The following is a 26,340-nucleotide window of genomic DNA, read 5'->3' on the forward strand; positions in this document are numbered from 1 at the left end:
GCTGCACGCTGTTGTCGTGGCAAATGAATAGGGCAGGTCCGGCCGGCTTGGAAGGGTGTAAGTGGTGCTCTTGCCCCTCAGCCACTTCCCGATTGCCAGCCCGCCGCCTTTAGGCATAACCTCCCACCAACGCTGCAATGCAGCATCTCATCGGCATGGAGGAAGAAGCATGAGCAGATCAGTCGTCATCACCGGCTCCACCAGCGGCATCGGGCTTGCGATTGCCACTGCCTTTGCCGCCACGGGCGACAACGTCGTCATCAACGGCTTCGGAAAGAATGAGGAAATCAAAGCGATAGTCGAGCGCCTTGAATCATCGTCGAAAGCTCGGGCAATCTATCATCCGGCCGACATGACGAAGCCATCCGACATTGCCGATCTCATCGAGACTGCCGGCAAGACCTTCGGGACGGTCGATGTCCTCGTCAACAATGCCGGTATCCAGCACGTCGAAAAGATCGAGGATTTCCCGATCGAGAAGTGGGATCAGATCATCGCCATCAATCTGTCCAGCTCCTTCCATACGATGAGGGCTGCGATCCCGCTGATGAAGGCGAAGAAACACGGTCGCATCATCAACATCGCTTCGGCACACGGCCTTGTCGCCTCGCCCTTCAAATCTGCCTATGTAGCGGCAAAGCATGGTATATTAGGCCTGACGAAGACGGCTGCCCTCGAGCTTGCCGAATTCGGTGTTACGGTGAACGCCATCTGCCCCGGCTATGTGCTGACCCCGCTGGTCGAAAAGCAGATCCCGGATACAGCCAAGGCGCGCGGCATGACCGAGGAGCAGGTCAAGACCGAGGTCATCCTGAAGGCTCAGCCGACGCACGAGTTCGTCAAGGCCGAGGAGATCGGCGCGCTGGCGCTCTACCTCGCGAGCGACGAAGCCCGGCAGATTACCGGCACGCATATCTCGATTGACGGAGGCTGGACGGCGGCATAACCATTTTAGAAAACAACCGGGAATATCATGAACGACAGCATCCGCTTCATCCTCAATGGCGAGGACGTTACCTTGGGCAACGTCCGGCCGACGGAGACTCTTCTCGATTTTCTCCGGCTGAAGCGGCGGCTGACGGGCACCAAGGAAGGCTGCGCCGAAGGCGATTGCGGTGCGTGCACGGTGCTGGTCGGCCGGCTAATCGACGGCAAACTCTTCTATGAATCCGTCAATGCCTGCATCCGCTTCATCGGCTCCCTGCACGCGACCCATGTGGTGACGATCGAGCATCTGGCGGCGAAAGACGGCGCACTGCATCCGGTGCAGCAGGCCATGGTCGACTGCCACGGTTCGCAATGCGGCTTCTGCACGCCCGGCTTTGTCATGTCGCTCTACGGTCTCTGGCTCTCCAACGAGAAACCGGATCGTGCCGAGATCGAACAGGCACTGCAGGGCAATCTCTGTCGCTGCACAGGCTATGAGTCGATCGTCAAGGCTGCCGAACAGGTGAGCCTGCAGCGCCCGAGCACGCTCTTCGATCCACTTCAAAAGACCCGCGCCGAAATCATCTCTCGCCTCTGGGCCATGCAAGCATCCGATACGATCTCGATTGTATCAGAAGAAGGCCGTCTCATCGTGCCGCACTCCGTCGATGCGCTTGCGCGGGTGCTGGCGGCCGAGCCGACCGCAACCGTTATTGCCGGCTCCACCGATGTCGGCCTCTGGGTCACCAAGCAGATGCAGCACCTGAACCCAGTGGTCTTCATCACTCATCTGACAGAGCTTCAGACGATCACTGCAGGTGAATATGGCATCGCGATCGGCGCTGGCGTCACCTACACCCGCGCGTTTGACACCATCGCCCGAAAGATACCCGCCTTTGCCCGCCTTATTACCCGTATCGGCGGCGAGCAGGTGCGCAACATGGGCACGATCGGCGGCAACATCGCCAACGGCTCGCCGATCGGTGACAGCCCGCCGCCGCTGATCGCGCTCGGGGCGCAACTGACGCTGCGCTCGGCCGAAGGCGCACGCACGATACCGCTCGAGGATTATTTCGTCGCCTATGGCAAACAGGACCGCAAGCCGGGCGAATTCGTCGAAAGCGTCTTCGTGCCCTATCCGCTCGCAGACGCCAAATTCGCCGTCTATAAGATCAGCAAGCGCCGCGACGAGGACATCACCGCCGTGCTCGGCGCTTTCTATCTGGTGCTTGACGAGGCCGAGCGTGTCACTGAGATCCGCATCGCCTATGGCGGCATGGCGGCGATACCGAAGCGCGCCCGCAGCGTCGAGGCTGAGTTGATCGGCAAAATCTGGAATGAAGCGACAATCGAGGCGGCCCGCCCCGCTTTCGACGCCGATTTTCAACCGCTGACGGACTGGCGCGCGAGCGCTGACTATCGCCAGCTTACGGCCAAGAACCTGCTGACGCGGTTTTACCTCGAAACGGTCGGTGCGCCGGCCGAACTGAAACGGTTCGAGGAGGTCGCGTGATGAGGATGATGCAAGTTGGTGCCGTGTGGCCCCCTCATCCGCCCTTCGGGCACCTTCTCCACGAAGGGAGAAGGGGGAAACGAGACGGCGCGGCATTCCCTTCTCCCCGGCGGGGAGAAGGTGGCGGCAGCCGGATGAGGGGGCTGCAGGGAACGACATCTCCTCGCGAAGGAGCCATCTGATGGACAAGTCCACCTTCGAGGATCGCAAGCTCATCAACGGCCAGATGCACGTGTCCTTGCGCCATGATTCAGCGCATAAGCATGTCACCGGAAGTGCCGATTATATCGACGATATTCCAGAACCCGCCGATCTCCTGCACGGCGCACTCGGCCTGTCCGACCGCGCCCATGCCGAGATCGTCTCGATGGACTTTTCGGAAGTCGCCACCTATCCCGGCGTTGTCTGGGTCTTCACGGGCAAGGACATTCCCGGCGTCAACGACACCAGCTCGAACGGCAGCCATGACGAACCGTTGCTTGCCGAAACAAAGGTCGAATTCCACGGGCAGCCGATCTTCGCCGTCATCGCCGAAACCCGCGAAATTGCCCGCCGTGCGGCCCGCAAGGTGAAGATAGAATATCGCGATCTGCCGCACTGGAGCGATATCGACGGCGCGATTGCAAATGGTAGCCCGCTCGTCGTCTCCCCGATGACGCTGCAGCGCGGTGAAGCGAAAACCGAAATGGCTAATGCCCCGCGCCGGCTGAAAGGCCAGATGCGCATCGGCGGACAGGAGCATTTCTACCTTGAAGGCCATATCGCCATGGCGATCCCCGGCGAGGACGACGAGGTCGCCGTCTGGTCTTCGACCCAGCATCCCAGCGAAATCCAGCATATCGTCGGCCATGTGCTGAATATACCTTCGAACGCCGTCACGGTTAACGTGCGCCGCATGGGCGGCGGCTTTGGCGGCAAGGAAACGCAGGGCAATCAATTCGCAGCGCTTGCCGCAGTGGCGGCCAAGAAGCTGAAGCGCGCCATCAAGTTCCGTCCGGATCGCGACGAGGATATGAGCGCCACCGGCAAGCGCCACGACTTCCGCGTCGATTATGAACTCGGTTTCGATGACGAAGGCCGCATCCATGCCGTCGACGCCACTTATTCGGCGCGCTGCGGCTTCTCGTCGGACCTGTCAGGCCCGGTGACCGACCGTGCGCTCTTCCATGCGGATTCCAGCTATTTCTATCCGCATGTGCATTTGACCTCGCAGCCGCTGAAGACGCATACCGTCTCCAACACCGCCTTCCGCGGTTTCGGCGGCCCACAGGGCATGCTCGGCGCCGAACGCTTCATCGAAGAGATCGCATATGCCGTCGGCAAGGACCCACTCGATATCCGCAAGCTGAATTTCTACGGCCAACCGGGGTCAGGGCGCACCACCACGCCCTATCATCAGGAGGTCGAGGACAACATCATCGCCCGCGTCGTCGAGGAGCTTGAAGACAGTGCCGACTATCGCGCCCGGCGCAACGCCATCGTCGCCTTCAACCGCGACAACCGCTATATCCGTAAGGGTATCGCGCTCACGCCGGTGAAATTCGGCATCTCCTTCACGATGACCGCCTTCAATCAGGCAGGCGCGCTCGTCCATATCTATCAGGACGGCTCGATCCACTTGAACCATGGCGGCACCGAAATGGGCCAGGGCCTCTACACCAAGGTGGCGCAGGTTCTGGCAGACAGTTTCCAGGTCGATATAGACCGCGTGAAGATCACAGCGACCACGACGGGCAAGGTCCCGAACACCTCGGCGACAGCCGCCTCCTCCGGCTCGGACCTGAACGGCATGGCCGCCTACGATGCCGCACGCCAGTTGAAGGAGCGCCTTGTCGCCTTCGCCGCAGAGAAGTGGGATGTTCCGGCCTCCGAAGTCGTCTTCCTGCCGAACCGGGTGCGGGTCGGCGAGATCGAAATCCCCTTCCCTGATTTCATCAAGCAGGCCTATTTCGCCCGCGTCCAACTGTCGGCTGCCGGCTTCTACAAGACGCCGAAGATCCATTGGGACCGCAAGGCCGGCCGCGGCACGCCCTTCTATTATTTCGCCTATGGCGCCGCCTGCACCGAGGTCACGATCGACACGCTGACGGGCGAGTATTTGATCGACCGCACCGATATCCTCCACGATGTCGGCCGTTCGCTGAACCCGGCAATCGATATCGGCCAGGTCGAAGGCGCTTTCGTCCAGGGCATGGGCTGGCTGACCACCGAGGAACTGTGGTGGGATGACAAGGGACGGCTCCGCACGCACGCACCCTCCACCTACAAGATCCCGCTCGCCTCCGACCGGCCGAAGATCTTCAACGTGCGCCTCGCCGAATGGTCCGAGAATGCGGAAGCCACGATCGGCCGTTCCAAGGCCGTCGGCGAACCGCCCTTCATGCTGGCGATCTCAGTGCTGGAAGCACTCTCCATGGCCGTCGCCAGCGTCGCAAACTATCGCGTCTGCCCCCATCTCGATGCCCCCGCAACGCCCGAACGCGTGCTGATGGCGGTCGAGAGGATGAAGAGGGTGTAGTCATGACCCGGCGCGAAATGCTTTCCGGTTTTGTCCCCGGCAGCGACTTCCGCGCCTTTCTGGCCCTCCAGCCCGAAGCGATCCTGATCGAGATATCAGGCACGCAGGGCTCGACACCGCGCGAGACTGGCACCTTCATGCTGGTTTCGACAGGAAGCCTCTGGGGCACAATCGGCGGCGGCCAATTCGAATTCATCGCCATCGGCAATGCCCGCGAATTGCTCGCCGGCACCGGCGGCAGAGACGTCATGGACATTCCGCTGGGGCCGGAAATCGGCCAGTGCTGCGGCGGCCGCACGCAACTGCGCTTCCGGCCTGTGACGGATGCAGTCAGGGATGAACTGGACAGAAGGCAGGAGAGCGAAGCCGGACGCCGGCCGGAAGTCTATGTCTTCGGAGCAGGCCATGTCGGCCGTGCACTCGCCGCGGCACTCGCGCCTTTGCCCCTCTCCGTCACCGTCATCGAGACACGGCAGGGCGAGCTTGCCAATCTCCCGGTTTCGACGAAATGCCGCCTCGTACCGATGCCGGAGGCGTTGGTGAAGGAGATGTCCGCAGGCGCGGCGCTCGTCATCCTCACGCACGATCATGCGCTGGATTTCCTGATCGCCCGCGAAGCGCTCGTCCGCACCGACCTTGCCTATATCGGCATGATCGGCTCGGCCACCAAACAGGCGACATTCGCAAGCTGGCTTTCCCGCGAGGCAGGCGGCGAGCGCTCCTGGCTGGAGCGCCTTACCTTGCCGATCGGCGGATCGGCTGTGAAGGACAAGCGCCCCGAAGTGATCGCCGCCATGACCGCGGCCGAAATCCTGACCGCACTGGCGGCTTACCGCGACCGGTCATCCTCATAACGCGGATCGCGTCCATCCAGGAAACCGAGATCTCGCTTGATGCGATCGGGCGTGACCTCGATATCCAGCCGCGGCATTCGGCTGCCGATCCCACGGACCAGGCGGCGAATAACGGTGGTGATCAATGCCTCTCTTGCGGGAGAACGGCTCGCTTCGATAGCTTGGCAATCCATGACATCACCTTGATGGTTTGATGAGACGATTGCAGTTTGCCGGGAAAAATGCTGCAATTCCAATCGAACAACCGTCTGCATCCATAAAGAGAACTTATCCATGAAACTGTCGAAGCAGTTTCCGCTGAATGCGCTTCGCGTGTTCGAGGCCGTGGCCCGGCTCGGCAGTTTCACCAAGGCCGGCGAAGAACTCGGCATGACGCAGACGGCCGTCAGCTACCAGATCAAGCTCCTGGAGGAGAATATCGGCTCGCCGCTCTTCCTGCGCATGCCTCGCCAAATTGAGCTGACGGAAGCAGGCGAACATCTCGCGCCGAGGGTCTCGGAGGCCTTCGCCATCCTCGTCGAAGCCATGGCTTCGATGCGTAAGGCAACTGAAGAAACACTGACGATCCATTCGACGGCGACTTTTGCCCAGCAATGGCTCTCGCGCTATCTCGGCTCGTTCCAGCTAGAATTTCCTCATATTGCCGTGAGGCTCGTTACCTCGGGCCATATCGTCGACTTCCAGAAAGAGGCTGCGGATGTCGCCATACGCTGGGGCCGCGGCGATTGGCCAGGCCTCATCAGTCATCGCATTATGAAACTTGACTTCGCCCCCATGTTGAGCCCGAAGCTGGCGGCCGAAATTGGCGGCATCCATGAGCCGGCAGATCTTTTGAAACTGTCGCTGATCAGCGCCGGCGATCCCTGGTGGGCACAATGGTTTGCTGCCGCTGGCGTCGAGAACCCCGATCTCTCCCGCTACCCGAAAAGCGAATTCGGCACTCAAATCCTCGATGCCAGCATCGCCATGGCGGGCGGCGGTGTTGCCATGCTCAACCCGGGCCATTTCCAGGACGATATCGCCGCCGGAAGGCTCTACCAGCCCTTCGATCTGACGGGCAGCGACGGCCGCGACTATTGGCTGGCCTATCCCGAAAACAGGCGCAACGTTCCGAAAATCAGAAACTTCCGGAAATGGCTGCTGGAAAAATTCAATGTCGAGCAGGACTGAACTCGTCGCGCGAACGCGACAGATCTTAAATCTCGCTCAATAGCCCATCTCGGGCGCATAGAAACATCGCGGCGTATCCTCGTTCGGGAACAGGCATAGGTGGTAGTCGCTGTCGCCCGAATGCATCGCCTTTGTCATCGGTAGCAAAAAGACATGCTCGCGCGTCAGAAGCCGGTGATCGCCGGGCTTCAATGTCAGGAGATAGCCGCCAGGGGTGATGGCCACGGTCTTGGATGGGATCATCTGGCAATCGCCGTTGTGAGCATTTCCGTTGCAGCAGTAGGGGTCGTAACTCCAACCCGTAGCGGCGTCGTGGGCCGTCGCGAACGACGCATATGCAATCATCACGCATGTCAGAATGCTGCGCATGGGCATCTTCTCCGTCGATGAATGCGCCGCCAGTTCATGCGGTTTCCACCTCGTTCCGGCGGCCCAATATTTAACAACTGTAATTCAATCTGCACATTTCAAGGAACCTTCTGTTCCACATTGATGCATTCACGGCGGATAATATGTCGCAGAAATCAGCCATTTTTAAAGGCATGCGAACGACACGCCGGTTGAACAGCGCTGTCAGCAACCGGATCGCACCTCAAATTGTGTAGATAAATATTCCGATGGGAGAGCCGCGACAGGGCTTTGGCGTTTCATGCTCGGCAGCGGCACGTGGCGTGACGGCAAGCCCGCCGCCTCCGTCAGTGCGTGATCTCCCTCCGCTTAAGGCGCTGCTCGATACCGCAGGTTGCCTCGAGACTGAGAACCGTAACCAGGCTGTCCGATGACGGCGAAGGATCGCCTCACCTTCAGTGCTTCTTCTTCTGCTGTTCGGCAGCCGCGACGCGGTTCAGCATCGCCACCATCTTCGTCTTGATCGAACCATAGGTGCCGAGTTCGAAATCGCAGCTGAAGCAGGTGATGATGTCGCTGTCGATCGGCTGCGGGCGCGGAAACTTCATGCGCGTGTTGCGGCACTTCGGGCAAGGGACTTCGATCTGCATGTTTCAGCGGCTCCTTAATAGCATGGTGCCGATGCCTTAGCACAAATGCCGCACCCGGCAAGCTCTTCCTGCAATCTCCACTGCGGCAAGAAACCCCACATGCCCCCTTTCCTCACGCCGTAATTTCTCGCAATCTCACGAGTCGGGAAGAAGAACAGGGGAACTGAATGTATGAATATGCAATAGCCTGGGAGTGGCTGGCCTTTGCGGCGCGCTGGTTCCACGTCATTACCGCAATCGCGTGGATCGGGTCGTCCTTCTATTTCATCGCGCTCGACCTCGGCCTGGTGAAGCGCCCGCATCTGCCCGTTGGTGTTCACGGCGAGGAATGGCAGGTCCACGGCGGCGGCTTCTACCACATCCAGAAATACCTGGTGGCGCCGGCCGAGATGCCGGAACACCTGACCTGGTTCAAGTATGAGAGCTATTTCACCTGGCTCTCGGGCTTCCTGATGCTCTGCATCGTCTACTACGGCGGCGCCGATCTCTTTCTTATCGACCGCCATGTGCTGGATATTTCCAAGCCGGTCGCCATCCTGATCTCGCTCGCTTCTCTTGGCTTCGGCTGGATCGTCTACGATCTCCTCTGCAAGTCGCCGCTCGGTAAAAACACCTGGGGCCTGATGGCGGTCCTCTATGTCGTGCTGGTCTTCATGGCCTGGGGCTATACGCAGGTTTTCACCGGCCGCGCCGCCTTCCTGCATCTCGGCGCCTTCACCGCCACGATCATGTCGGCCAACGTCTTCATCATCATCATCCCCAACCAGAAGATCGTCGTCGCCGACCTGATCGCCGGCCGCACGCCGGATGCGAAATATGGCTACATGGCCAAGCAGCGCTCGCTGCATAACAACTACCTGACGCTGCCCGTCATCTTCTTCATGCTGTCGAACCATTATCCACTGGCTTTCGGCACTGCCTTCAACTGGGTGATCGCGGCACTCGTCTTCATGATGGGTGTCACGATCCGCCACTGGTTCAACACCACGCATGCTCGGAAAGGCAGGCCGACCTGGACCTGGATCGTCACCGTCGTGCTCTTCATCCTCATCATGTGGCTATCGACGGCACCGAAGATCCTGACCGGTGAGGATCAGAACGCATCCGTCGCCCCCGCATTCCAGCAATTTGCCGGCGATCCGCATTTTCCTGATGTCAAACAGCTGATCGGCACACGCTGTTCCATGTGCCATGCGGCAGAGCCGGTCTATGAGGGTATCGCCCGTCCGCCGAAGGGCGTAATCTTGGAAAATGACGCAGAAATCGCTGCGCACGCTCGGGAAATCTATATACAGGCGGGCCGCAGCCATGCCATGCCGCCGGGGAACGTGACCGACATTACACCGGATGAGCGCAAGCTGCTCGTAGCCTGGTTCGAAAGCGCAGTCGAAGGCAAACAAGAATGACCATGACACTCCTGCGCGGGCGCCTGCTCTCCTTCCGCCGCGCTCCGCTCAGCCTCGCCGATAGCGAGAGCTATTTCTACGAGACAGACGGTGGTCTGTTGATCGAGAACGGCATCATCGCAGCTGTCGGCACCTATACCGACGTCAAGGCCAGGGCACCTGCCGAGGTCGCCGAAATCGATCACCGTCCGCATCTGATCATGCCCGGTCTTATCGACATGCACCTGCATTTCCCGCAGATGCAGGTCATTGCCTCCTATGCCGCAAATCTTCTGGAATGGCTGAATACCTACACATTCCCCGAGGAATGCCGCTTCGTCGAAAGCGCCCATGCGCAGAGGATCGCAACGCATTTCTACGACGAGCTGATCCGCCACGGTACGACGACGGCCGTTGCCTACTGTTCGGTCCACAAGACCTCGGCCGACGCCTATTTCGCCGAGGCTCTACGCCGCAACATGCGCATGGTCGGCGGCAAAGTGATGATGGACCGCAACGCGCCGCAAGGCCTGCTCGACACGCCGCAGATGGGTTATGACGAAACCCGGCAGGTGATTGCCGACTGGCACGGCAAGGGCCGCAACCATGTGGCCATCACGCCGCGCTTTGCCATCACCTCGACGCCGGCGCAGATGGAGGCAACGGCAGCACTCGCGCGCGAATTTCCCGATTTGCACATCCAGACGCACCTCTCGGAAAACCACGACGAGATCAAGTTCACCTCCGAACTCTACCCGGAAGCGGCAGATTATACCGATATCTATGCCCGCTACGGCCTGCTTGGCCCCAAGAGCCTGTTCGGCCATGCCATTCACCTTTCGGATCGTGAAGCAGACGCCATGAGCGAGAGCGGCGCGGTAGCCGTCCATTGCCCGACATCCAACCTCTTCCTCGGCTCCGGCCTCTTCCCGCTGAAGGCGCTTGCCGGCCGCCAGAAATCAGTCCGCATTGGAGTCGCCACCGATATCGGCGGTGGTTCCAGCTATTCCATGCTGCGGACCATGGACGAAGCCTACAAGATCCAGCAGCTTCTCGGCGAACGGCTGAATCCGCTCGACAGCTACTACTACATGACCCTCGGCAATGCCGAGGCACTGTCTCTGGCGGACAGGATCGGCACGCTGGGGCCGGGCACGGACGCCGACCTGGTCGTTCTCAACGCCGCCGCAACACCGGCCATGGCCTTGAAGATGGAAGTGGTGAAGACGCTCTCGGAGGAACTGTTCCTGCTGCAGACCATGGGCGACGACCGCGCCGTAGCGGAGACCTATGTGGCGGGCGTGGCAATGAAAAGCGAGCTTTAACACAGCGCGAGCCTGAGGACGAAAACTCCTCTGAAATCAAATACCAAAGACTGAGAAAGCGTGGTATTCGACCACGTCATCAGATGTGAAAGTTTGCTCATGACCAAGCCGCTGACCATCGCCGATCTCAAGAAAATGGCTCAGCGCCGCGTCCCGAAGATGTTCTTCGACTACGCGGATTCCGGCGCCTGGACGGAATCGACCTACGCCGCCAACGAAGCGGATTTTCGCGACATCAAACTGCGCCAGCGCGTGCTGGTCGACATCACCGACCGCACGCTCGAAACCACGATGATCGGCCAGAAGGTGTCGATGCCGGTGGCCCTTGCCCCGACGGGCATGACCGGCATGCAGCACGCCGACGGCGAGATGCTGGCGGCGCGCGCGGCGGAAGAATTCGGCGTGCCCTTCACACTCTCGACCATGAGCATCTGCTCCATCGAGGACGTCGCCTCCGTCACGACAAAGCCCTTCTGGTTCCAGCTCTATGTCATGCGCGACAGAGGCTTCGTGCTTGATCTCATCAATCGCGCCAAGGCCGCCAAATGCTCTGCACTGGTGCTGACCGCCGACCTGCAGATTATCGGCCAGCGCCACAAGGATCTGCGCAACGGCCTCTCGGCGCCGCCGAAATTCACGCCGAAACATATCTGGCAGATGGCGACGCGCCCCTTATGGTGCATGGAGATGATGAAGACGAAACGTCGCAACTTCGGCAATATACTCGGCCACGCCAAAGGTCTGGACGACCTTCTCTCGATCACGACCTTCGCGAATGAACAATTCGACCCGCAGCTGTCGTGGAAAGATGTCGCCTGGATCAAGGAACAGTGGGGCGGCCCGCTGATCATCAAGGGTATCCTTGATGTCGAGGATGCCAGGCACGCAGCCGAAACCGGCGCCGATGCCATCATCGTCTCCAATCACGGTGGCCGCCAGCTCGATGGCGCCCCCTCTTCGATCAGCATGCTGCCGAAGATCGTCGATGCCGTCGCCGACCGCGTCGAAGTGCATCTCGATGGTGGCATCCGCTCCGGTCAGGATGTGCTGAAAGCCGTGGCGCTCGGTGCCCGCGGCACCTATATCGGCCGGCCCTTCCTCTATGGGCTCGGCGCGATGGGCAAGGACGGTGTCGTGCTGGCACTCGAGATCATCCGCAAGGAGATGGACATCACCATGGCATTGTGCGGCAAGCGGGATATCAAAGATATCGACTCCTCCATCATCGCCGGACGTCAGTGAGGGGCAGAACGCTGCAGAAGACGTGGTAATGCCGACGCCCACTGAAGCGAGCCCGTTTTGGCCCACACTTTCAGCGATGTCTCTCGTAGTTTACTCCATCCTGAACCGGGCATGGCAGGTCGTGCAGGTCTGCAGCAAGAGGTGGAAGGCATGTTCAGCCGGCATCGCCGAAAGCTCCCGCTCATTGCGGACTTGGGTGCCGATTGGGCCGCCGCCCATGGCCTCTCCAGGCTTCATGCGCATGCTGGCCGGCATCGATCCGGGATTTTTCTCCGCGGCTGCGTCCAGCGCGACAGCATAATCGCGCAGGTCATTCGCGATGCGGTCGAACCGGTCGCGCTCCTCGATGATGTTCGGCTTGGCCTTCGATTGCGGGCTGGCCGCCTCAGATGCGAAGTGTCCGGAGAGAACGCCCCCCGATCTGTCGCGGATGGTGTCGGCGGCCCACCTGAACTCGGCAGCCTTGTAGCTTGCCGGATCCTTGAACATGCCGGAGATCGTCTTTGCCGCCGCAGCCATGGCTTTCATGTCCGCCTGCCGAAGGATTACGACATCCTCCGCCGCCGGCGACGGAATCGCAGTCAGCAGGACCGCTCCAACGAGCGGGAGCAGTCCCCCCCTTTTTACGTAAACCGTCTGTTTCATGAGCGCTTCGTTCCGAATCCGTCGCCTGCCGCTTGCGACGGATATCCATTCTCATCTGGGCAGGAAGAGGGCGGCGGATGCGCGCTCGGTCATGCTGCCATTTTGCGGCAACTCTCTGCACAGCGGCGGCACGTGTCGACGCAGCTCTGCATGTCGCCGATCCGTTCGCAGTCGTCGGCGCACTGGGCGCAGATTTCAGCGCATTCCCGGCAAACATGCTTATGGTGCTCAGAGCCTATCAGCATGAAATGCGCAGAGGTCCGGCAGATCTCCGCGCAGGCCATCATCAGCTTGAAGTGCGCAGGCTTCGTGTGCTCGCCGCCCAGTTCAAGGCAATGGCCCATTGCCATCGACAGGCATTCGCCGTAGCAGGCCAGGCAGTTGTCGATGCAGGCCTTCATCTCGGTCGACATGTGATGCATGGCTAGATCTCCTACTTTGCTTCCTTGTCTACCCACTTGGACATTTCTTCGATCTCCTTCTTTTGGGCATCGATGATCTTCTGGGCCATCTGCTTGGCCTCCTCGTTGTCGCCGTATTTAAGCTCGACTTCCGACATGCTGATCGCGCCCATGTGGTGGGCGATCATGCCGCAGACGAAGGAAACGTCAGCATCCTTCTTCATCATTCCCTGCATCATGTTCATGTGCATGTCCTTCATGCCGTCCATCGACGCCTTCTGGTAGTCGCTCATTTCGCCCATCGGCATGCCTCCCGTCGACATGTCGTTCTTCGACATGTCCGTCTTCATGCCTTCGGTCTTGCATTTCTCGGGATAGGCCATCTCCGACTGGGCCGAAGCGGCGGACGGTAGGATTGCGAACGAGACAGTGGCGGCAACCGCCGAAAAGGCGAGAGTGGTGAGCGTGTTCATGATGGTGCTCCGATAAATGATTGAGGATGGATTGAGCTCAAGCAGGAAAATCTCGGGGAGGAGGATCGATCGGCCGGATCAACAGCAGCGGCTGGTAGCTCTCCGGCACGCTGTCATGGCGGATGGATTCGGTCGGGATAGCCGCAATGGAAGCGAGTTCCGGGAGTACCTGGCAGCAGTGCATTGCCGAACAGCACGCCGTCTGGTGTCCGCACGAATTCCCGAGACGGTGGTGCTCCGCGGCGACCGCACAGGGCTGACCTTGGAGAGCCGCCGACGGCGTGGCGATGCCGAAAGGATTCGCTGCAATCATCAGGGCGACGACGAACACCTGCGCGTAGAGGAATATGCTCCCAAGTCTCATTTGCCTGGTTTTCCTTTCCACGGCAGAACCCTGCTACAGCAGAAATGTTCCGCGTATCCGATGATCTGTGGCGGCGAGGCGTGTCGGCAACCGGCCGACGAGGAAACTTTAACCCTCATCCACTAGTCTGCGCCTCTCGCTTGGAGAGGACCTGATGAAAGGCGGCTATTCGTTGGCCCAAATAGGACTTCACTGGCTGGTCGCCCTCATGGTGCCCGTCCAGTATCTGACGGGCGGCAGCATCGAGCGGACTCATCATGCCGTCCACATGGGCATGCCGCCGTCGTCCTGGGACATCGTCCAGCACCACATCCACAACTACGCGGGAATGGCGATCGGCCTGCTGATGGGCGTGCGGCTGGTTCTTCGTGTCCTGCAGCCGCGCGAGGCAAGAGGATCCGGAACATGGGCTGGGCGGGCCGCCACAGCGTTTCATCATGCCTTCTACGCCACGATCATAGGGCAGGCCTGCATGGGATTCGCCGCGAGCTACTTCTGGTTCGGAATCGCGCCCTATCACGCCGTCGGATCGAGGATCATCCTGGCGATGGTCGCGCTGCATCTCGCCGCCGCGGCCTGGCATACCCTGATCGCCCGTGACGAGACGGTGGACCGGATCGTGTTTCCGCGCGGCAAGCGGTCAGCCCAGGAACTGTAACGTCGCCAGCGTCAGCACGACATAGCGGCCCGTCTTGGCGATGAACACGAGGATCGTGAACGGAAGCAGCGGCTCCCTGAGCACGCCGGCGACAACCGTGAGAGCGTCTCCAAACACCGGCATCCAGGACAGCAGCAGCGTCCACTTCCCGTATTTCCTGTACCAGCGGGATGAACGTTCGAACGCTTTCTCGCCGACTGGAAACCAGCGCCGGTCCCGGAACCTTTCGATGCCGCGGCCGAGGAACCAGTTGACCACGCTTCCAAGCGTGTTTCCGACGCTGGCGACTGCGACCAGAACCGGAACGGAGAACTTTCCGGTGAGAAGAAGACCCACCAGAACGGGCTCCGACTGCATCGGCAGCATCGTCGCCGCACCGAGCGCGGCAGCAAAAAAGGCCGAAGTAGGATGCGAGATCGATCATTGTCGGATGAGAACAGCCCCTGTTGACCTTACCATCGCTGGAAGCCCTGGCTATGCACCAACGTGATGTTCGCGCCACATAAAGGACTCGAATATCGATGAGAGGCAGGTCCTAATTGAAATCTCGATGCTTTGCATGTAGCTCGTTGGGAATGGGCAAGATGTACCGAATCACATTGAGCAGGCTGCTCGTGATGATGCGGCTGGTGATCATCGTATCACTGGCGGGGTACTCATTGTCGAACGCCAACGCGGCGATGCATGGCTCCTCTTTCTCAGTGCTGCAGGTCGCTGATCCAGACGTGACGCCGTCCCACGAAAGGCACGACATGGCGGGCGCGACCGATCACGGCCACTCGCACGGCGACCTGTCCGATGATGGGGATGGCATCTCGAAGCTCGTCAAGCAGCAATGCTGCAAGGACTTCTGCGGCGGGCTCGGCATCATTTGTGAAGGCCCCGACGTCGGCGGACCCGTCGTGACCTCGATCCGGCAGTTCGTGAACGACCAAACGACCTTCGGCGAACTGCCGCCCCTCCACCGCCCTCCGAATATCTGAATAGAGACGTACCCGCTTAATCGGGTCCGGTCGGTCGCCTGCCTTTGTTTGGACGGGCGCCCGTAGGCTATCTCTTATTCGGAAAATTCATAATGAAACCCTCGCTTTTCGTGGTGGGGCTGCCGCTTGTCATCGGCGGCTGTACATCCACGCTTCCTCCCGACGTGGTGGTGTCCTCCGCCGCGCTCGAGCAGCCGTCCGCGCGCCCTGCAGCCTATCGGTCGCCGGTCTCGGGATACGTCTCCAGGCAGCCCGTCGATCCCAAGCCATGGCGCAGACAGAACGATCTGCAGGCTTCAGCTAAGGGAGACGACTTGTGATCGACCCTAAAAAGCTAATGGCCGTGCTGGCGTTCCCTCTGGCGCTGAGCGGCTGCGTCACAGGCGCCGAATATTCCGGCAAGGAGGCGGGGTTCACCTCCGTCGCCAACAAGACCGCCGCCGTGACGGCTAACAAGACCGTTTGGATCCAGAACCGGAACCAGGCACGGTCGGCGGCCGAGCAGGTTAAAGGCCTCCTGGCGCGAAAGAAGACCCTCGATGCCGACACGGCCGTCCAGATCGCCCTGCTGAACAACAGGGGACTTCAGGCCGCCTATGCCGATCTCGGCGACAGTGCGGCCGATGCCTGGCAGTCGACAATGTTACTCAATCCGACCGTCTCCATCGGCACGACGGGCATCGGCACGCCGGAACTGGAGGCGTTCAAGACCATCGAAGGGATGATCACGACGAACATCCTGGCGCTCGCGACGCGGAACCGGGACATAGCGATCGCCGACACCCGCTTTCGGCAGGCGCAGTTGACCGCGGCCGTGAGAACGCTCCAGGTCGCCGCCGACACGCGGCGCGCCTGGATCGGGGCCGTGGCGGCCTGGGAGAACGTCGGACAGCTCCAGCGCGCCCAGGCGACGGCGGACGCCGCTTCCGAGCTCGCGGAGAAGCTGGGCGAGACCGGCGCGATGACCAAAGGGACTCAGGCCCGTGAACATGCGTTCGTCGCGGAACTCGCCGGAGAGACCGCCAAGGCCCGCCTGGCGGCACGCCTTGCTAAGGAGGAACTGACGCGGCTGATGGGCCTCTGGGGATCGGACCTGGATTACCAGATCCCGAACAGCCTTCCGCCGCTGCCCAGGGCCGTCGTCGGACGCGATACTATCGAGGCCGAAGCTCTGAGGAATCGCATCGATCTTCAGGTGGCAAGGCTCGAACTGGAGGCGACAGCCAAGTCCTACGGGCTGACCGAAGCGACCCGCTACGTCACCGACCTCGAAATCCTGACCGGTTTCGAAACGGAACGGGAAATCGAGGACGACGAGAAGAAGACTAGGACGACCGCCCAGGTCGAACTGGAGTTCGCGATCCCGATCTTCGATACCGGCAAGGCGCGGATGCGCAAGGCCGAGCTGGCATACATGCGGGCGGCGAACCTCCTGGCGGAAAAGGCCGTCAACGTCCGGTCGGAAGCCCGGTCCGCGTACGAGGCCTACCGCTCGAACTACGACATCGCGCAGCACTACCGCAATGACGTCGTGCCGCTTCGCACCAAGGTCGAGCAGGAGTCCCTGCTGACCTACAATGGCATGATCTCGAACACCTTCGAGCTGCTGACCGACACCCGCGACAAGATCAACTCCATCCTGCTCTCCGTCAACGCCAAGCGCGACTTCTGGCTCGCCGAAGCCAATCTCGCGCCTGCGCTTTACGGCGGCGGCGCGACTAACGCGTCGGCAGAGACCGAGGTCGCCGCTGCTTCCGAAAGCAGCGGTGGCGGCGGCCATTGAGAAAGGAACCCACCATGTTCAACAGACGACAATTATTCGGCGCGAGCGCCGCCCTGCTTGCGGCGGGTGCCTGGACAAAAACATCGGCGATGGGCCTCCCCGACGCTCCGACGATGGAATCGGCGGACATGCAGCCGCCGCTCCACCCGACCTCGGGTCCGGACTACCAGCCGGTCGTCACTCTCAACGGCTGGACCCTGCCCCACCGGATGAACAACGGCGTGAAGGAATTCCACCTCGTCGCCGAGCCGGTCGAACGCGAGATGGCCGACGGCATGACGGCATACCTCTGGGGTTATAACGGCCAGTCTCCGGGACCGACGATCGAGGCGGTCGAAGGCGACCGCGTGCGCATCTTTGTCACCAACAAGCTGCCGGAACATACGACCATCCACTGGCACGGCATGATCCTGCCTTCCGGCATGGACGGCGTCGGCGGCCTGTCGCAGCCGCATATCCCCGTCGGCAAGACCTTCGTCTACGAGTTCGATCTCGTGAAGTCGGGCACCTTCATGTACCACCCGCATTCTGACGAGATGGTGCAGATGGCGATGGGCATGATGGGCTTCTTCGTCGTCCATCCGAAAGATCCGAAGTTCATGCGCGTCGACCGCGACTTCGTCTTCCTGCTCAATGCTTACGATATCGATCCCGGCTCTTACGTACCGCGGATCATGGAGATGACCGACTTCAACATGTGGTGCTGGAACAGCCGGGTATTCCCGGACATCAGCCCTCTCGTGGTGTCGAAGAACGACAGGGTGCGGGTGCGGGTGGGCAACCTGACCATGACGAACCATCCGATCCATATGCATGGCTATGACTTCGAGGTGACATGCACGGATGGCGGCTGGGTCCGGCCCGAGGCACGCTGGCCGGAGGTCAGCATCGACATCCCCGTCGGCGCTATGCGCGCCTACGAGTTCGACGCCAAGTACCTCGGCGACTGGGCGATCCACTGCCACAAGTCGCACCACACGATGAACGCGATGGGGCACGACATTCCGACCTTCATTGGAGCTGATAAGTCGAAGCTCGCCGAGAAGATCAGGAAGCTTCAACCGGAATACATGCCCATGGGCACCAAGGGCATGGCCGACATGGGCGAAATGGAAATGCCCATACCCGAGAACACAGTCCCGATGATGACCGGCTGGGGGCCGCACGGCCCGATCGAGATGGGCGGCATGTTCTCGGTCGTGAAGGTCCGCGAGGGCATCTCGGCGGACGATTACTCCGATCCGGGCTGGTACGAGAACCCGCCCGGGACGCAGGCCTGGGAGTGGACCGGCGAGCTGCCGGACGCGACCAAGGCCAGGGACGCGAAAACGCAGATCACGCCGAAGCCGACGAACGGCTGAGGCTCGATATCCAACACTCAAAAGGATCTATGTATGAAGAATTATCTATTGGCACTGGCTCTCGCAGCGCTCGCAACTCCCGCCCTTGCCTCCGGCAACCATGCCGGCGGTCACGACGAAAAGATGGCTGTCGGGGAACCCGGCGATAAGGCCAAGGTGACACAGACGGTGCGCGTTACCATGAAGGAAACCGATGACGGCAGGATGTTGTTCACGCCGGCGGTCCTCAACGTCCGCAAGGGGCAGACCGTCAAGATCACGATCAAGAATGCCGGAACTGTCGACCATGAATTCGTGCTCGACCAGGAAGATAAAATCCTGGAGCACAAGAAGGTCATGGAGAAGTTCCCCGAAATGGAACATGCCGACGCCAACTCCATCCGCCTTCCGGCCGGTCAATCCGGCGAGATCGTCTGGAAGTTCACGACCGATGGCGCGTTCAAATTCGCCTGCCTGATCCCCGGCCACTACGAAGCCGGCATGCACGGCGACGTTACCGTCGCTGGGAAGTAACCGTCAGTAAAAGGAGTGACGAAGATGAAATCCGCAATGATCAAAATCGGCGTTGCCGCCCTGTTCTCGCTAAGCGCGGCCTTCGGTGCGTTCGCTGAGGAATTCACCAAGGGCGTCGTCAACAAGGTCGACGCGAAGGCGAAGAAGGTCACCATCAAGCATGAAGACCTCAAAAACCTCGACATGCCGGCGATGACCATGGTCTTCCGCGTCGAAGACCCGGCTCTGCTTGAAAAGCTGAAGGAAGGTTCGAACATCGAGTTCGTTGCCGAACGCGTGAATGGCAAGCTGACCGTCACCGAAGTAAAATAGCGGCCTCCTGCCGCCCGGATCCATCCGGGCGGCAGGACATCGAGGAGTGGAGACGATGCACAGAAGAAGCTTCATCGCAATAACGGCATCCGCCCTGGCGTTCCTTGGCGAAGGAGCCTTCGGCGCCACGCCGGCGAAGATGACGGTCTACAAGGATCCGAACTGCGGCTGCTGTCACGAATGGTCGAAGGCGATGGCCGCAGCAGGATTTTCCGTTGACACCCGCGACGCCGACGACCTCGCCGCGGTCAAGACACGGCTGGGCGTGCCCGCCGATTTCGAGGGCTGCCACACCGCCGTCGTCGAGGATTACTACCTTGAGGGACACGTACCGCTCGAAGCCGTCCAGCGGCTGCTGAGGGAGCGGCCGCCGGTCCGGGGTCTGGCCGTGCCGGGCATGCCTCCCGGTTCATTGGGAATGGGCGAAGACCCGCAGGCGTCATATGACGTTTATGCGATCCCGTCGGGGCCTGGAACGCCATACGTGTTCATGCAGGTCCGCCCTCGGAAGGGCTGACGCCTCGATCGCTCGAACATGTCGTATTGCCATTCAGGAAACCGGAGCGCTGCAGAGCGCCGCCCAGAGATCGTGCTTCCAGTCGGCCCCCGGCCGCTCTGACACGTCGACCGCGTAGTCGGCAGAATTAATCCGCACCATCGCAGGCGAAACGCAGCGCACGCTCGCCTTGTGTCTTCCTCCGTCTTGATAGAACATAATCCCGCCACCGTCGAATTCCGACAACGTGATGACAACGTCGAAGTCGAAGGCGGGATCGCGGGACGCAGTTCCCTCCGCTAGACTGAGACTGACCGACCGGCTGCCGCCGAACGAAGCGGTGTGGAATACGGCAAGCTCCGCCGCCGACATCGATGCGGACTGCGCGCAAAGGATCAAAATCAGAAGGACACGGCGCATTTACCCCTCCCGCGGTGAATGCATTCCGATCCTATCATATCCTCGGAGGCCTTGCGACCATTCACAGAGTCTCCGAGGCCGGATCCGCCGACCCGCGCTAAGGCCGCATGAGCGCCTAAATTTCACCGGCCGTTACCTTTCCATCCTTATTCGCGCCCACGCTGTCGAAAATCCGTTTGTGGATCGCCATCACTCGTCGAAGGAAAGCGCGCCGGCAGCGGCCGCGATGATCGGCGTCTCCTCGGCACATCCGCGAGCGCACCGCGATCACACCGATGCGGGGATCGCTTCAGCACGTCGACGCGCGTTCAGATGAAGGATCCTCGAATAGAATCCGTATTGCGCATCGTTGCTCGATATGCTGAGGACGGAGGTCTTCGACAGTTCGTTGTCGAAGAGAGAGAACAGCATCTTGCGGTCGTCGTCGTTGAGATGACATAGGGCTTCGTCGCTGACGACCCATTGCGGTCTGTGAACCAGGAGCCGGGCGAAGGCCAGATGCAACTGCTCCTCCACCGTCAGGTCCTTGTCCCAGCGGGCGATGCGGTCGAGCGATGGGATCAAATGATCGAGGTTCGTTCGTGCGAGCGCCCGAGCAAACTCCTTCTCCTCGAAGCTCGAAGGCTGGGACGGATAGGCCAGGACCTCGCGCAGGGTGCCGGCCGGCAGGTACGACCGTTGCGGAAGAAAGATGGTCGTCTCCTTCGGCGGCAGGTGCAGTCTGCCGCCTCCCCACGGCCAAAGTCCGGCGAGCGCGCGAAACAGCGTGCTCTTGCCAGCACCCGGCTTGCCGATGACGAGGACATGTTCGCCCGGCCCTATGGTGACATTCGGTTCGTTGATGGAGATATCGCTGTCGGCCATGTCCACGGTCACGTCCTCGAGAACGATCGCCGGCTCGTTATCGAGGACGGCGATTCGGCTTTTCGACGGGGCGGACCGGTCCAGGCCAAGAAGCGCCTGACGCAAGCCCATCACGCGCTGGAGCGTGGCCAGCCAGTCCGCGATGTTGCCGGCATTGTCAACATACCAGCGCAGAGCCTGCTGCACCTGGTTGAAGGCTCCGACGACAACCATCAATTCCCCGAAGCTGAGCCGTCCCCCGAAATACCCCGGAGCGGCGACAGCGATCGGGGCGACGATAGCGAACCATCCATAGCCGGCCGTGACGCCAGTCAGCAGCGTTGTGACATCAGCGATCCGCCGCACAATGCCGACGACGCCGTCGAATTCGCGATCGAGCCGAGCTCGCTCGCCCTGCTCGCCGCCGCTGAGCGCGATCCCGTCGCTCGATTCGTTCGCCTGCATGAGTCCGGACCGGAATTCCGCCTCGCGGGCATAACGTTCCGCGTTAAGCCGGATCAAGGGACGCCCCAGAACCCAGCTCAGCCCGGAACCGGACGCCGCATAGATCAACGCAGCCCACACCATGAAGCCTGGGATCTGAAAGCTGCGTCCACCTATTTCGAATAGGAATCCGCGGGAGAGCAGCCACAACACTCCGACGAAGCTGAACAGAAGCAGCGTCGACTGAAGGACTCCGATCGCAAGGGACACGGTGAGCTCCGTCAGCCGTCGGGCGTCTTCCTGAACGCGTTGATCGGGATTGCTGCCGTCCGGACCGGCAGCGGCGAGAAGAACTGCCCGCCTGGGCACGAACCACTGGACGAGGAGATCGCGGGTGACACAGCCGCGCAGGGCGAGCTTCGTCCGCTGGTCGAGCCAGGTCTGCGCGGTGTTCAGGAAGATGAGGACTCCGCCGATAGCGACGAATACGACGAGCTGCCGTCCGAACGACACCAGATCCCTGTTCCTGATCGCGTCGAAGAACGGTTCGTTCCAGGCGTTAAGACGAAGCTGGCCGATCGTCGTCGCTCCGATGACGACGGCCAGACCGAGGGCGAGCAGAAGAAGCTTGTAGCGGCTCGGGGATCGACCGATGGCGTCGCAGTAGCTGTTGAGTTGCCCGGCGATCCCCGGTGCGCTTCCGGAAGATGGAAGCAAGGACTGGTCTTGAGACATGGCGGCGAGCCCTTACATTCGGAAAATATTGGCATTGGTGCGCGATCGGCCACAAAAAGAGGCATGCCGCTTTCGTAGCTTATTTCGAGGTCGGCTTCTCTTTTCGGAGACTGCTTTGGAGATGCCGGCGCGCCCATAGCAAACGGCGATTGCGGTCATTGCAGGAACAATGCCGCCGATGACCGCAATCGCAGCGGCTCACGGACATCATCGGTTTTCGCAGTCACCATCGCGATCCTGGCGCGCGAGCTCTACTGCCCCCAAAATGCCCGCATTTCTTCCGGCGTGACCTTGCCATCCTTGTTGGCGTCCACACTGCCGAATATCCGTTTGTGGATGGCCGTCACCTCCTCGAAGGACAGCGCGCCATCTTCGTCGGTGTCGGCGATTGCGAACATGATCTTCATCATCTGTCCGCGCATGCCCATCGGCGGCATGCCGCCCATCATGCCAGGCTGCATCATACCGCGCCCGATCATTCCGCCCGGCATCATGCCGGAGCCGGGCATGGCCCCCTGGCCCTGTCCGGTCATGCCCTCAGTTCCCGGCTCCGGCGTCGCCGGCGACGAGTTCGCAGGATGATGGGGATCCTCCCCGCTCGTCTGCGCCAGGGCGAGCCCTGAACTGCCGATGACAATCGCTGCGGCCAGCAGAATCGGGTTCGGAATTCTTATCGTTCTCATGTCGTTTCTCCTTGGTTGGTCTCTCTTCATGTCCTGCTCCCGTAAGCGGAGCCGGCGGTTTGGAAGTCGTGTCCGGCGGTGGCACCGAACAACCTAGTCGATCGCCGCGTGGCGCAGCCTCAGCGAGTTGCCGATGACGCTGACCGAAGACAGCGCCATGGCCGCCGCCGCGATAATCGGCGAAAGCAACAGCCCGAAGGCCGGGTAGAGCAAGCCCGCCGCGATCGGCACGCCCGCGGCGTTGTAGATAAAGGCGAAGAACAGGTTCTGGCGGATGTTGCTCATGGTTGCGTGGCTGAGCTTGCGCGCCCTGGCGATCCCCTGCAGGTCGCCCTTCAAGAGCGTGACCTCCGCGCTCTCGATCGCCACGTCCGTTCCCGTGCCCATGGCGATGCCGACGTCGGCGGCAGCAAGCGCCGGCGCGTCGTTGACCCCGTCTCCCGCCATGGCGACGACGCGACCTTCGCTTCGAAACCGCGCCACCACCTTGCCCTTGTCCTCCGGCAGGATCTCCGCCTCGACCTCGTCTATGCCGAGCTTGCGCGCCACTGCCTGGGCCGTGGTCCTGTTGTCGCCGGTCAGCATGACGACGCGAATCTTCTCCTCCTTCAGCGAACGCAAAGCGGCAGGCGTCGTCTCCTTGATGGGGTCGGCAATGGCGATGAGACCGCCCACTTTGCCGTCGATCGCGACATAGACCACCGTCGCTCCCTCGCCGCGCAGCGTCTCGGCGCCGGCCATGAGAGCCGACAGATCGACGCCCGCCTCAGCCATGATCCGGTGGCTGCCGATCACCAGCCTCCTGCCGTCGACGATGCCGGTGACGCCCTTGCCGACGGGACTGTCGAAATCCCGGACCTCGCCGAGGACGATGCCCTTGCCCTGAGCTGCGGCGACGATGGCGGCGGCAAGCGGATGCTCGCTGGCGCGTTCGAGCGTCGAGGCCATCCGCAGGAGTTCGGCTTCACCCATTCCGGCGACTGTCTTCACTGCGGTAACCTTCGGCCGGCCCTCGGTCAGCGTGCCGGTCTTGTCGACCACCAGCGTGTCGATCTTCTCGAAGCGCTCCAGCGCCTCGGCGTTCTTGATGAGTACGCCCATCCGGGCGCCGCGCCCGACACCCACCATGATCGACATCGGCGTCGCGAGACCGAGGGCGCAGGGACAGGCGATGATCAGCACGGCGACGGCGGCGACGAGACCGTGGGCGAAGCGCGGTTCCGGCCCCCAGATGCCCCAGACGACGAAGGCGGCGATCGCGATGAGGATCACGGCCGGGACGAACCAGCCCGACACCTGATCGGCGAGCCGCTGGATCGGCGCGCGGGAACGTTGCGCGTCGGCGACCATGCGCACGATCTGCGCCAGCATCGTGTCGCGCCCGACCTTGCCTGCCCGCATGACGAAGCCCCCGCTCTGGTTGAGCGTGCCGCCGATCAGCTTGGCACCGATCTCCTTGGTGACCGGCATCGACTCGCCCGTGATCATGGATTCGTCGACGGAACTGCGCCCCTCGACCAGCTCGCCGTCGACCGGCACCTTCTCGCCAGGCCGCACGCGCAGCCGGTCCCCCACCACGACGGCGTCGAGCCCGACGTCCTCGTCCGAGCCGTCTTCCCTGACGCGGCGGGCCGTCTTCGGCGCGAGATCGAGCAGCGCCCGGATGGCGCCGCCGGTCTGCTCTCGCGCCCTGAGTTCAAGGACTTGCCCCAGTAGCACGAGGACGGTGATGACGGACGCCGCCTCGAAGTAGATCGCGACTGAGCCATCGGCGGCCCGGAAGGTGTCCGGAAAGATGCCGGGCGCGGCCGTGGCGACGACGCTGTAGAGCCAGGCGACGCCGGTACCCATCGCGATCAGCGTGAACATGTTGAGGCTGCGGTTGACGAGCGAGGCCCAAGCCCGCTTGAAGAACGGCCATCCCGCCCACAGCACCACCGGCGTCGCCAGCACGAGCTGGCTCCAGTTGGCAAGTTGCGCGCCGAGCAGCATGTGGAGATTGGTGAGATGGCCGCCCATCTCCAGGGCAAGGACGGGCAGCGTCAGCACGAGGCCGATCCAGAACCGCCGTTTCATGTCGACGAGTTCGGGACTCGGCCCCGTTTCGGCAGTCGCCACCTCCGGCTCAAGCGTCATACCGCAGATCGGACATGTGCCGGGGCTGGGCCGCCTGATTTGCGGATGCATCGGGCAGGTGTAGATCACGCCTTCCCGAGGCCCCGGCCTGATACCCGCCTGCATGGCAGGCTTCTTCTCTCCGTGATGATGATCGCCAGCAGAGTGCGCATGGCCCTCGTGCGTGTGTTGATCAGTCATGGACGGCTCCTCCCTGATCGGTGCCGGCTGTATTCGTTCCGCGGCCGAACTTTGGAAAGAACCGGGGAACCGTCCTCGCATAGGCGTCCCACGCGATTCCGAATTCGGCCCGCGAAGCCTCCTCCTCCCTCTTCGCCAGACGCACGTAGATCCAGACGAGAACCGGGAACATGGCGAGCGTCACCAGGGTCGGCCATTGCAGCAGGAACCCGACCATTATTATCACGAAGGCGTCGTATTGCGGATGCCGGACACGGGCGTAGGGCCCCGTGATCGCCAGGCGGTGCTCGCGCTGCGCGGCGTAGAGCACATGCCAGCTCGAGGCGAGCAGCCAGAAACCGGCGATGATCAGCAGGTTGCTCGCCAGATGGAACGGTCCGAAATGCGGGTTGACCCGCCAGCCGAACATCATCTCCAGGAGGTGGCCGGCGTCGTGCGAGAAGAAGTCGATGCCGGGGAACTGCCGCCCGAGCCAGCCGGACAAGAGATAGATGGTCAGCGGAAAGCCGTACATCTCCGTGAAAAGAGCAACGACGAAGGCGGAGAAGGCGCCGAGCGAACGCCAGTCCCGCTTCGTCCTGAGTCTCGTGAAGCTTGCCGCGAAGACGATGAACACCACGGAATTGATGATCACCAGGCTCCAGAGCCCGTAGGCCGGGGTGTCAGACATCGTTGGTCTCCTTGGTCTTCTGCTGGATGGTGCCGGCCGCATGACCGGCATGGTCGTGACCGGAATGGCCGCCGTGACCGTGATGCATGAACAGGTGCATCAGCGGACATGCGAGGATCAGGAGCCAGGGCAGGATGCCGAGGACATGCACGCGATGCTCGTAGGCGATGAGCGCTAGAGCGATCGCGGCCGAGGCGATGAAGACGGTCCGGCTGTAGGTGCTCCAGGCCGACGGAGAATGATTGTCGTTCATGAGGATGCCTCGTTCGGTTGAGTTCGGGAAAGGCTTCGCGGTCACTGAAACCGCG

Annotated in this window: 29 protein-coding genes and 2 pseudogenes; 16 read left to right on the top strand and 15 right to left on the bottom strand. The window is 61.5% G+C overall.

The annotated features are described in order from the left end of the window. The first annotated feature begins 169 nt into the window (after positions 1-169). Both JNB85_RS22495 and xdhA read left to right on the top strand, forming a co-directional pair. Complete coding sequence (locus JNB85_RS22495) at positions 170-946, top strand: 3-hydroxybutyrate dehydrogenase (protein ID WP_220336502.1); 777 nt, start codon at positions 170-172, stop codon at positions 944-946. A gap of 27 nt (positions 947-973) precedes the next feature. Further along, positions 974-2,440 carry a xanthine dehydrogenase small subunit gene (gene xdhA / locus JNB85_RS22500; protein ID WP_220336503.1) on the top strand — a complete coding sequence of 489 codons (1,467 nt, stop codon included), beginning with the start codon at positions 974-976 and terminating at the stop codon, positions 2,438-2,440. A gap of 27 nt (positions 2,441-2,467) precedes the next feature. Here xdhA and JNB85_RS31285 read toward each other — a convergent pair. Next, positions 2,468-2,599: pseudogene (locus JNB85_RS31285) on the bottom strand (endonuclease domain-containing protein); the annotation flags it as partial. Positions 2,600-2,621: 22 nt separating this feature from the next. Here JNB85_RS31285 and xdhB point away from each other — a divergent pair. Both xdhB and xdhC read left to right on the top strand, forming a co-directional pair. Continuing rightward, positions 2,622-4,958: a xanthine dehydrogenase molybdopterin binding subunit gene (gene xdhB / locus JNB85_RS22505; RefSeq protein WP_220336504.1), complete on the top strand. Its 2,337-nt coding sequence runs from the start codon at positions 2,622-2,624 to the stop codon at positions 4,956-4,958. Between the two features lie 2 nt (positions 4,959-4,960). Further along, positions 4,961-5,812, top strand: a complete 852-nt coding sequence (gene xdhC, locus JNB85_RS22510) for a xanthine dehydrogenase accessory protein XdhC (protein ID WP_220336505.1) — start codon at positions 4,961-4,963, stop codon at positions 5,810-5,812. Here xdhC and JNB85_RS22515 read toward each other — a convergent pair. Beyond that, positions 5,788-5,985 carry a hypothetical protein gene (locus tag JNB85_RS22515; RefSeq protein WP_220336571.1) on the bottom strand — a complete coding sequence of 66 codons (198 nt, stop codon included), beginning with the start codon at positions 5,983-5,985 and terminating at the stop codon, positions 5,788-5,790. The two genes, xdhC and JNB85_RS22515, sit on opposite strands and share 25 nt — an antisense overlap. Positions 5,986-6,085: 100 nt before the next feature. On the opposite strand from JNB85_RS22515, the gene JNB85_RS22520 reads away from it, so the two are divergent. Further along, positions 6,086-6,982, top strand: a complete 897-nt coding sequence (locus JNB85_RS22520; protein ID WP_220336506.1) for a LysR substrate-binding domain-containing protein — start codon at positions 6,086-6,088, stop codon at positions 6,980-6,982. A gap of 36 nt (positions 6,983-7,018) precedes the next feature. On the opposite strand, the gene JNB85_RS22525 is transcribed toward JNB85_RS22520, so the two are convergent. After that, positions 7,019-7,351, bottom strand: coding sequence for a hypothetical protein (locus tag JNB85_RS22525; RefSeq protein WP_220336507.1), 333 nt, complete (start codon positions 7,349-7,351; stop codon positions 7,019-7,021). 434 nt (positions 7,352-7,785) lie between these two features. Next, positions 7,786-7,980, bottom strand: a complete 195-nt coding sequence (locus JNB85_RS22530) for a hypothetical protein (protein ID WP_220336508.1) — start codon at positions 7,978-7,980, stop codon at positions 7,786-7,788. A gap of 167 nt (positions 7,981-8,147) precedes the next feature. Between JNB85_RS22530 and JNB85_RS22535 the strand changes: the two genes are divergently transcribed. From JNB85_RS22535 to JNB85_RS22545, 3 genes are all read left to right on the top strand, one after another. Beyond that, on the top strand, positions 8,148-9,386 hold the full coding sequence (locus JNB85_RS22535; protein ID WP_220336509.1) for a urate hydroxylase PuuD: 1,239 nt from the start codon (positions 8,148-8,150) through the stop codon (positions 9,384-9,386). Beyond that, positions 9,383-10,690, top strand: coding sequence for a guanine deaminase (gene guaD / locus JNB85_RS22540; RefSeq protein WP_220336510.1), 1,308 nt, complete (start codon positions 9,383-9,385; stop codon positions 10,688-10,690). Before JNB85_RS22535 ends, guaD begins: the two co-directional genes overlap by 4 nt. A gap of 99 nt (positions 10,691-10,789) precedes the next feature. Continuing rightward, complete coding sequence (locus JNB85_RS22545) at positions 10,790-11,932, top strand: alpha-hydroxy acid oxidase (RefSeq protein ID WP_220336511.1); 1,143 nt, start codon at positions 10,790-10,792, stop codon at positions 11,930-11,932. Between the two features lie 90 nt (positions 11,933-12,022). On the opposite strand, the gene JNB85_RS22550 is transcribed toward JNB85_RS22545, so the two are convergent. The 4 genes from JNB85_RS22550 to JNB85_RS22565 form a co-directional block, all read right to left on the bottom strand. After that, positions 12,023-12,577: a cytochrome c gene (locus JNB85_RS22550; protein ID WP_220336512.1), complete on the bottom strand. Its 555-nt coding sequence runs from the start codon at positions 12,575-12,577 to the stop codon at positions 12,023-12,025. 89 nt (positions 12,578-12,666) lie between these two features. Then, positions 12,667-12,999, bottom strand: a complete 333-nt coding sequence (locus JNB85_RS22555) for a four-helix bundle copper-binding protein (RefSeq protein WP_220336513.1) — start codon at positions 12,997-12,999, stop codon at positions 12,667-12,669. An 11-nt stretch (positions 13,000-13,010) separates the two neighbouring features. Next, positions 13,011-13,451 carry a CopM family metallochaperone gene (gene copM / locus JNB85_RS22560; RefSeq protein ID WP_220336514.1) on the bottom strand — a complete coding sequence of 147 codons (441 nt, stop codon included), beginning with the start codon at positions 13,449-13,451 and terminating at the stop codon, positions 13,011-13,013. A 37-nt stretch (positions 13,452-13,488) separates the two neighbouring features. Then, entirely contained in the window at positions 13,489-13,815 is a 327-nt protein-coding gene (locus JNB85_RS22565; RefSeq protein ID WP_220336515.1) for a hypothetical protein, read from the bottom strand. Between the two features lie 154 nt (positions 13,816-13,969). On the opposite strand from JNB85_RS22565, the gene JNB85_RS22570 reads away from it, so the two are divergent. Then, complete coding sequence (locus JNB85_RS22570; RefSeq protein WP_220336516.1) at positions 13,970-14,473, top strand: cytochrome b/b6 domain-containing protein; 504 nt, start codon at positions 13,970-13,972, stop codon at positions 14,471-14,473. On the opposite strand, the pseudogene JNB85_RS22575 reads toward JNB85_RS22570, so the two are convergent. Beyond that, positions 14,456-14,897, bottom strand: a pseudogene (locus JNB85_RS22575) (YqaA family protein). The gene JNB85_RS22570 and the pseudogene JNB85_RS22575 sit on opposite strands and share 18 nt — an antisense overlap. Before the next feature lie 160 nt (positions 14,898-15,057). Between JNB85_RS22575 and JNB85_RS22580 the strand changes: the two are divergent. The 7 genes from JNB85_RS22580 (at position 15,058) to JNB85_RS22610 (ending at position 19,942) form a co-directional block, all read left to right on the top strand. After that, positions 15,058-15,456 (top strand): hypothetical protein, encoded by a 399-nt coding sequence (locus JNB85_RS22580; RefSeq protein ID WP_420852289.1) that lies wholly within the window; start codon positions 15,058-15,060, stop codon positions 15,454-15,456. 92 nt (positions 15,457-15,548) lie between these two features. Then, positions 15,549-15,776 carry a hypothetical protein gene (locus JNB85_RS22585; protein ID WP_220336519.1) on the top strand — a complete coding sequence of 76 codons (228 nt, stop codon included), beginning with the start codon at positions 15,549-15,551 and terminating at the stop codon, positions 15,774-15,776. A 17-nt stretch (positions 15,777-15,793) separates the two neighbouring features. Continuing rightward, entirely contained in the window at positions 15,794-17,239 is a 1,446-nt protein-coding gene (locus JNB85_RS22590) for a TolC family protein (RefSeq protein WP_222858749.1), read from the top strand. Positions 17,240-17,253: 14 nt separating this feature from the next. Further along, entirely contained in the window at positions 17,254-18,600 is a 1,347-nt protein-coding gene (locus tag JNB85_RS22595) for a multicopper oxidase family protein (RefSeq protein ID WP_220336521.1), read from the top strand. Positions 18,601-18,633: 33 nt separating this feature from the next. Next, positions 18,634-19,113 (top strand): cupredoxin domain-containing protein, encoded by a 480-nt coding sequence (locus JNB85_RS22600; protein ID WP_220336522.1) that lies wholly within the window; start codon positions 18,634-18,636, stop codon positions 19,111-19,113. A 24-nt stretch (positions 19,114-19,137) separates the two neighbouring features. Continuing rightward, a complete protein-coding gene (locus JNB85_RS22605) occupies positions 19,138-19,425 on the top strand; it encodes a copper-binding protein (protein ID WP_220336523.1) in 288 nt (95 codons plus the stop codon). A 55-nt stretch (positions 19,426-19,480) separates the two neighbouring features. Continuing rightward, positions 19,481-19,942 (top strand): DUF411 domain-containing protein, encoded by a 462-nt coding sequence (locus JNB85_RS22610; protein WP_220336524.1) that lies wholly within the window; start codon positions 19,481-19,483, stop codon positions 19,940-19,942. A 33-nt stretch (positions 19,943-19,975) separates the two neighbouring features. On the opposite strand, the gene JNB85_RS22615 is transcribed toward JNB85_RS22610, so the two are convergent. From JNB85_RS22615 to JNB85_RS22640, 6 genes are all read right to left on the bottom strand, one after another. Continuing rightward, entirely contained in the window at positions 19,976-20,341 is a 366-nt protein-coding gene (locus JNB85_RS22615; protein WP_220336525.1) for a hypothetical protein, read from the bottom strand. A 267-nt stretch (positions 20,342-20,608) separates the two neighbouring features. Continuing rightward, positions 20,609-22,363, bottom strand: coding sequence for an ABC transporter ATP-binding protein/permease (locus tag JNB85_RS22620; RefSeq protein WP_220336526.1), 1,755 nt, complete (start codon positions 22,361-22,363; stop codon positions 20,609-20,611). 251 nt (positions 22,364-22,614) lie between these two features. After that, positions 22,615-23,046: an EF-hand domain-containing protein gene (locus JNB85_RS22625; protein ID WP_220336527.1), complete on the bottom strand. Its 432-nt coding sequence runs from the start codon at positions 23,044-23,046 to the stop codon at positions 22,615-22,617. Positions 23,047-23,139: 93 nt separating this feature from the next. Then, a complete protein-coding gene (locus JNB85_RS22630) occupies positions 23,140-25,362 on the bottom strand; it encodes a copper-transporting P-type ATPase (RefSeq protein WP_220336528.1) in 2,223 nt (740 codons plus the stop codon). Then, complete coding sequence (locus JNB85_RS22635; RefSeq protein ID WP_220336529.1) at positions 25,355-26,032, bottom strand: methyltransferase family protein; 678 nt, start codon at positions 26,030-26,032, stop codon at positions 25,355-25,357. Before JNB85_RS22635 ends, JNB85_RS22630 begins: the two co-directional genes overlap by 8 nt. Beyond that, positions 26,025-26,285 carry a DUF2933 domain-containing protein gene (locus JNB85_RS22640; RefSeq protein ID WP_220336530.1) on the bottom strand — a complete coding sequence of 87 codons (261 nt, stop codon included), beginning with the start codon at positions 26,283-26,285 and terminating at the stop codon, positions 26,025-26,027. The genes JNB85_RS22635 and JNB85_RS22640 overlap by 8 nt, the downstream gene beginning before the upstream one ends. Between the last annotated feature and the right edge of the window lie 55 nt (positions 26,286-26,340).

This window comes from Rhizobium mesosinicum (assembly GCF_019511345.1).
Classification (GTDB): Bacteria; Pseudomonadota; Alphaproteobacteria; order Rhizobiales; family Rhizobiaceae; genus Rhizobium; species Rhizobium mesosinicum.

Coding starts and splice junctions, on each gene's coding strand:
- JNB85_RS22495 (WP_220336502.1), top strand. CDS start 170: ATGAGCAGATCAGTCGTCATCACCGGCTCCACCAGCGGCATCGGGCTT.
- xdhA (WP_220336503.1), top strand. CDS start 974: ATGAACGACAGCATCCGCTTCATCCTCAATGGCGAGGACGTTACCTTG.
- JNB85_RS22555 (WP_220336513.1), bottom strand. CDS start 12,999: ATGCATCACATGTCGACCGAGATGAAGGCCTGCATCGACAACTGCCTG.
- JNB85_RS22525 (WP_220336507.1), bottom strand. CDS start 7,351: ATGCGCAGCATTCTGACATGCGTGATGATTGCATATGCGTCGTTCGCG.
- JNB85_RS22625 (WP_220336527.1), bottom strand. CDS start 23,046: ATGAGAACGATAAGAATTCCGAACCCGATTCTGCTGGCCGCAGCGATT.
- guaD (WP_220336510.1), top strand. CDS start 9,383: ATGACCATGACACTCCTGCGCGGGCGCCTGCTCTCCTTCCGCCGCGCT.
- JNB85_RS22585 (WP_220336519.1), top strand. CDS start 15,549: ATGAAACCCTCGCTTTTCGTGGTGGGGCTGCCGCTTGTCATCGGCGGC.
- JNB85_RS22530 (WP_220336508.1), bottom strand. CDS start 7,980: ATGCAGATCGAAGTCCCTTGCCCGAAGTGCCGCAACACGCGCATGAAG.
- JNB85_RS22630 (WP_220336528.1), bottom strand. CDS start 25,362: ATGACTGATCAACACACGCACGAGGGCCATGCGCACTCTGCTGGCGAT.
- JNB85_RS22620 (WP_220336526.1), bottom strand. CDS start 22,363: ATGTCTCAAGACCAGTCCTTGCTTCCATCTTCCGGAAGCGCACCGGGG.
- JNB85_RS22515 (WP_220336571.1), bottom strand. CDS start 5,985: ATGGATTGCCAAGCTATCGAAGCGAGCCGTTCTCCCGCAAGAGAGGCA.
- JNB85_RS22570 (WP_220336516.1), top strand. CDS start 13,970: ATGAAAGGCGGCTATTCGTTGGCCCAAATAGGACTTCACTGGCTGGTC.
- JNB85_RS22550 (WP_220336512.1), bottom strand. CDS start 12,577: ATGAAACAGACGGTTTACGTAAAAAGGGGGGGACTGCTCCCGCTCGTT.
- JNB85_RS22640 (WP_220336530.1), bottom strand. CDS start 26,285: ATGAACGACAATCATTCTCCGTCGGCCTGGAGCACCTACAGCCGGACC.
- JNB85_RS22590 (WP_222858749.1), top strand. CDS start 15,794: ATGGCCGTGCTGGCGTTCCCTCTGGCGCTGAGCGGCTGCGTCACAGGC.
- JNB85_RS22610 (WP_220336524.1), top strand. CDS start 19,481: ATGCACAGAAGAAGCTTCATCGCAATAACGGCATCCGCCCTGGCGTTC.
- JNB85_RS22565 (WP_220336515.1), bottom strand. CDS start 13,815: ATGAGACTTGGGAGCATATTCCTCTACGCGCAGGTGTTCGTCGTCGCC.
- JNB85_RS22535 (WP_220336509.1), top strand. CDS start 8,148: ATGTATGAATATGCAATAGCCTGGGAGTGGCTGGCCTTTGCGGCGCGC.
- JNB85_RS22545 (WP_220336511.1), top strand. CDS start 10,790: ATGACCAAGCCGCTGACCATCGCCGATCTCAAGAAAATGGCTCAGCGC.
- JNB85_RS22615 (WP_220336525.1), bottom strand. CDS start 20,341: ATGCGCCGTGTCCTTCTGATTTTGATCCTTTGCGCGCAGTCCGCATCG.
- JNB85_RS22520 (WP_220336506.1), top strand. CDS start 6,086: ATGAAACTGTCGAAGCAGTTTCCGCTGAATGCGCTTCGCGTGTTCGAG.
- JNB85_RS22600 (WP_220336522.1), top strand. CDS start 18,634: ATGAAGAATTATCTATTGGCACTGGCTCTCGCAGCGCTCGCAACTCCC.
- JNB85_RS22580 (WP_420852289.1), top strand. CDS start 15,058: ATGTACCGAATCACATTGAGCAGGCTGCTCGTGATGATGCGGCTGGTG.
- copM (WP_220336514.1), bottom strand. CDS start 13,451: ATGAACACGCTCACCACTCTCGCCTTTTCGGCGGTTGCCGCCACTGTC.
- JNB85_RS22635 (WP_220336529.1), bottom strand. CDS start 26,032: ATGTCTGACACCCCGGCCTACGGGCTCTGGAGCCTGGTGATCATCAAT.
- JNB85_RS22605 (WP_220336523.1), top strand. CDS start 19,138: ATGAAATCCGCAATGATCAAAATCGGCGTTGCCGCCCTGTTCTCGCTA.
- xdhB (WP_220336504.1), top strand. CDS start 2,622: ATGGACAAGTCCACCTTCGAGGATCGCAAGCTCATCAACGGCCAGATG.
- JNB85_RS22595 (WP_220336521.1), top strand. CDS start 17,254: ATGTTCAACAGACGACAATTATTCGGCGCGAGCGCCGCCCTGCTTGCG.
- xdhC (WP_220336505.1), top strand. CDS start 4,961: ATGACCCGGCGCGAAATGCTTTCCGGTTTTGTCCCCGGCAGCGACTTC.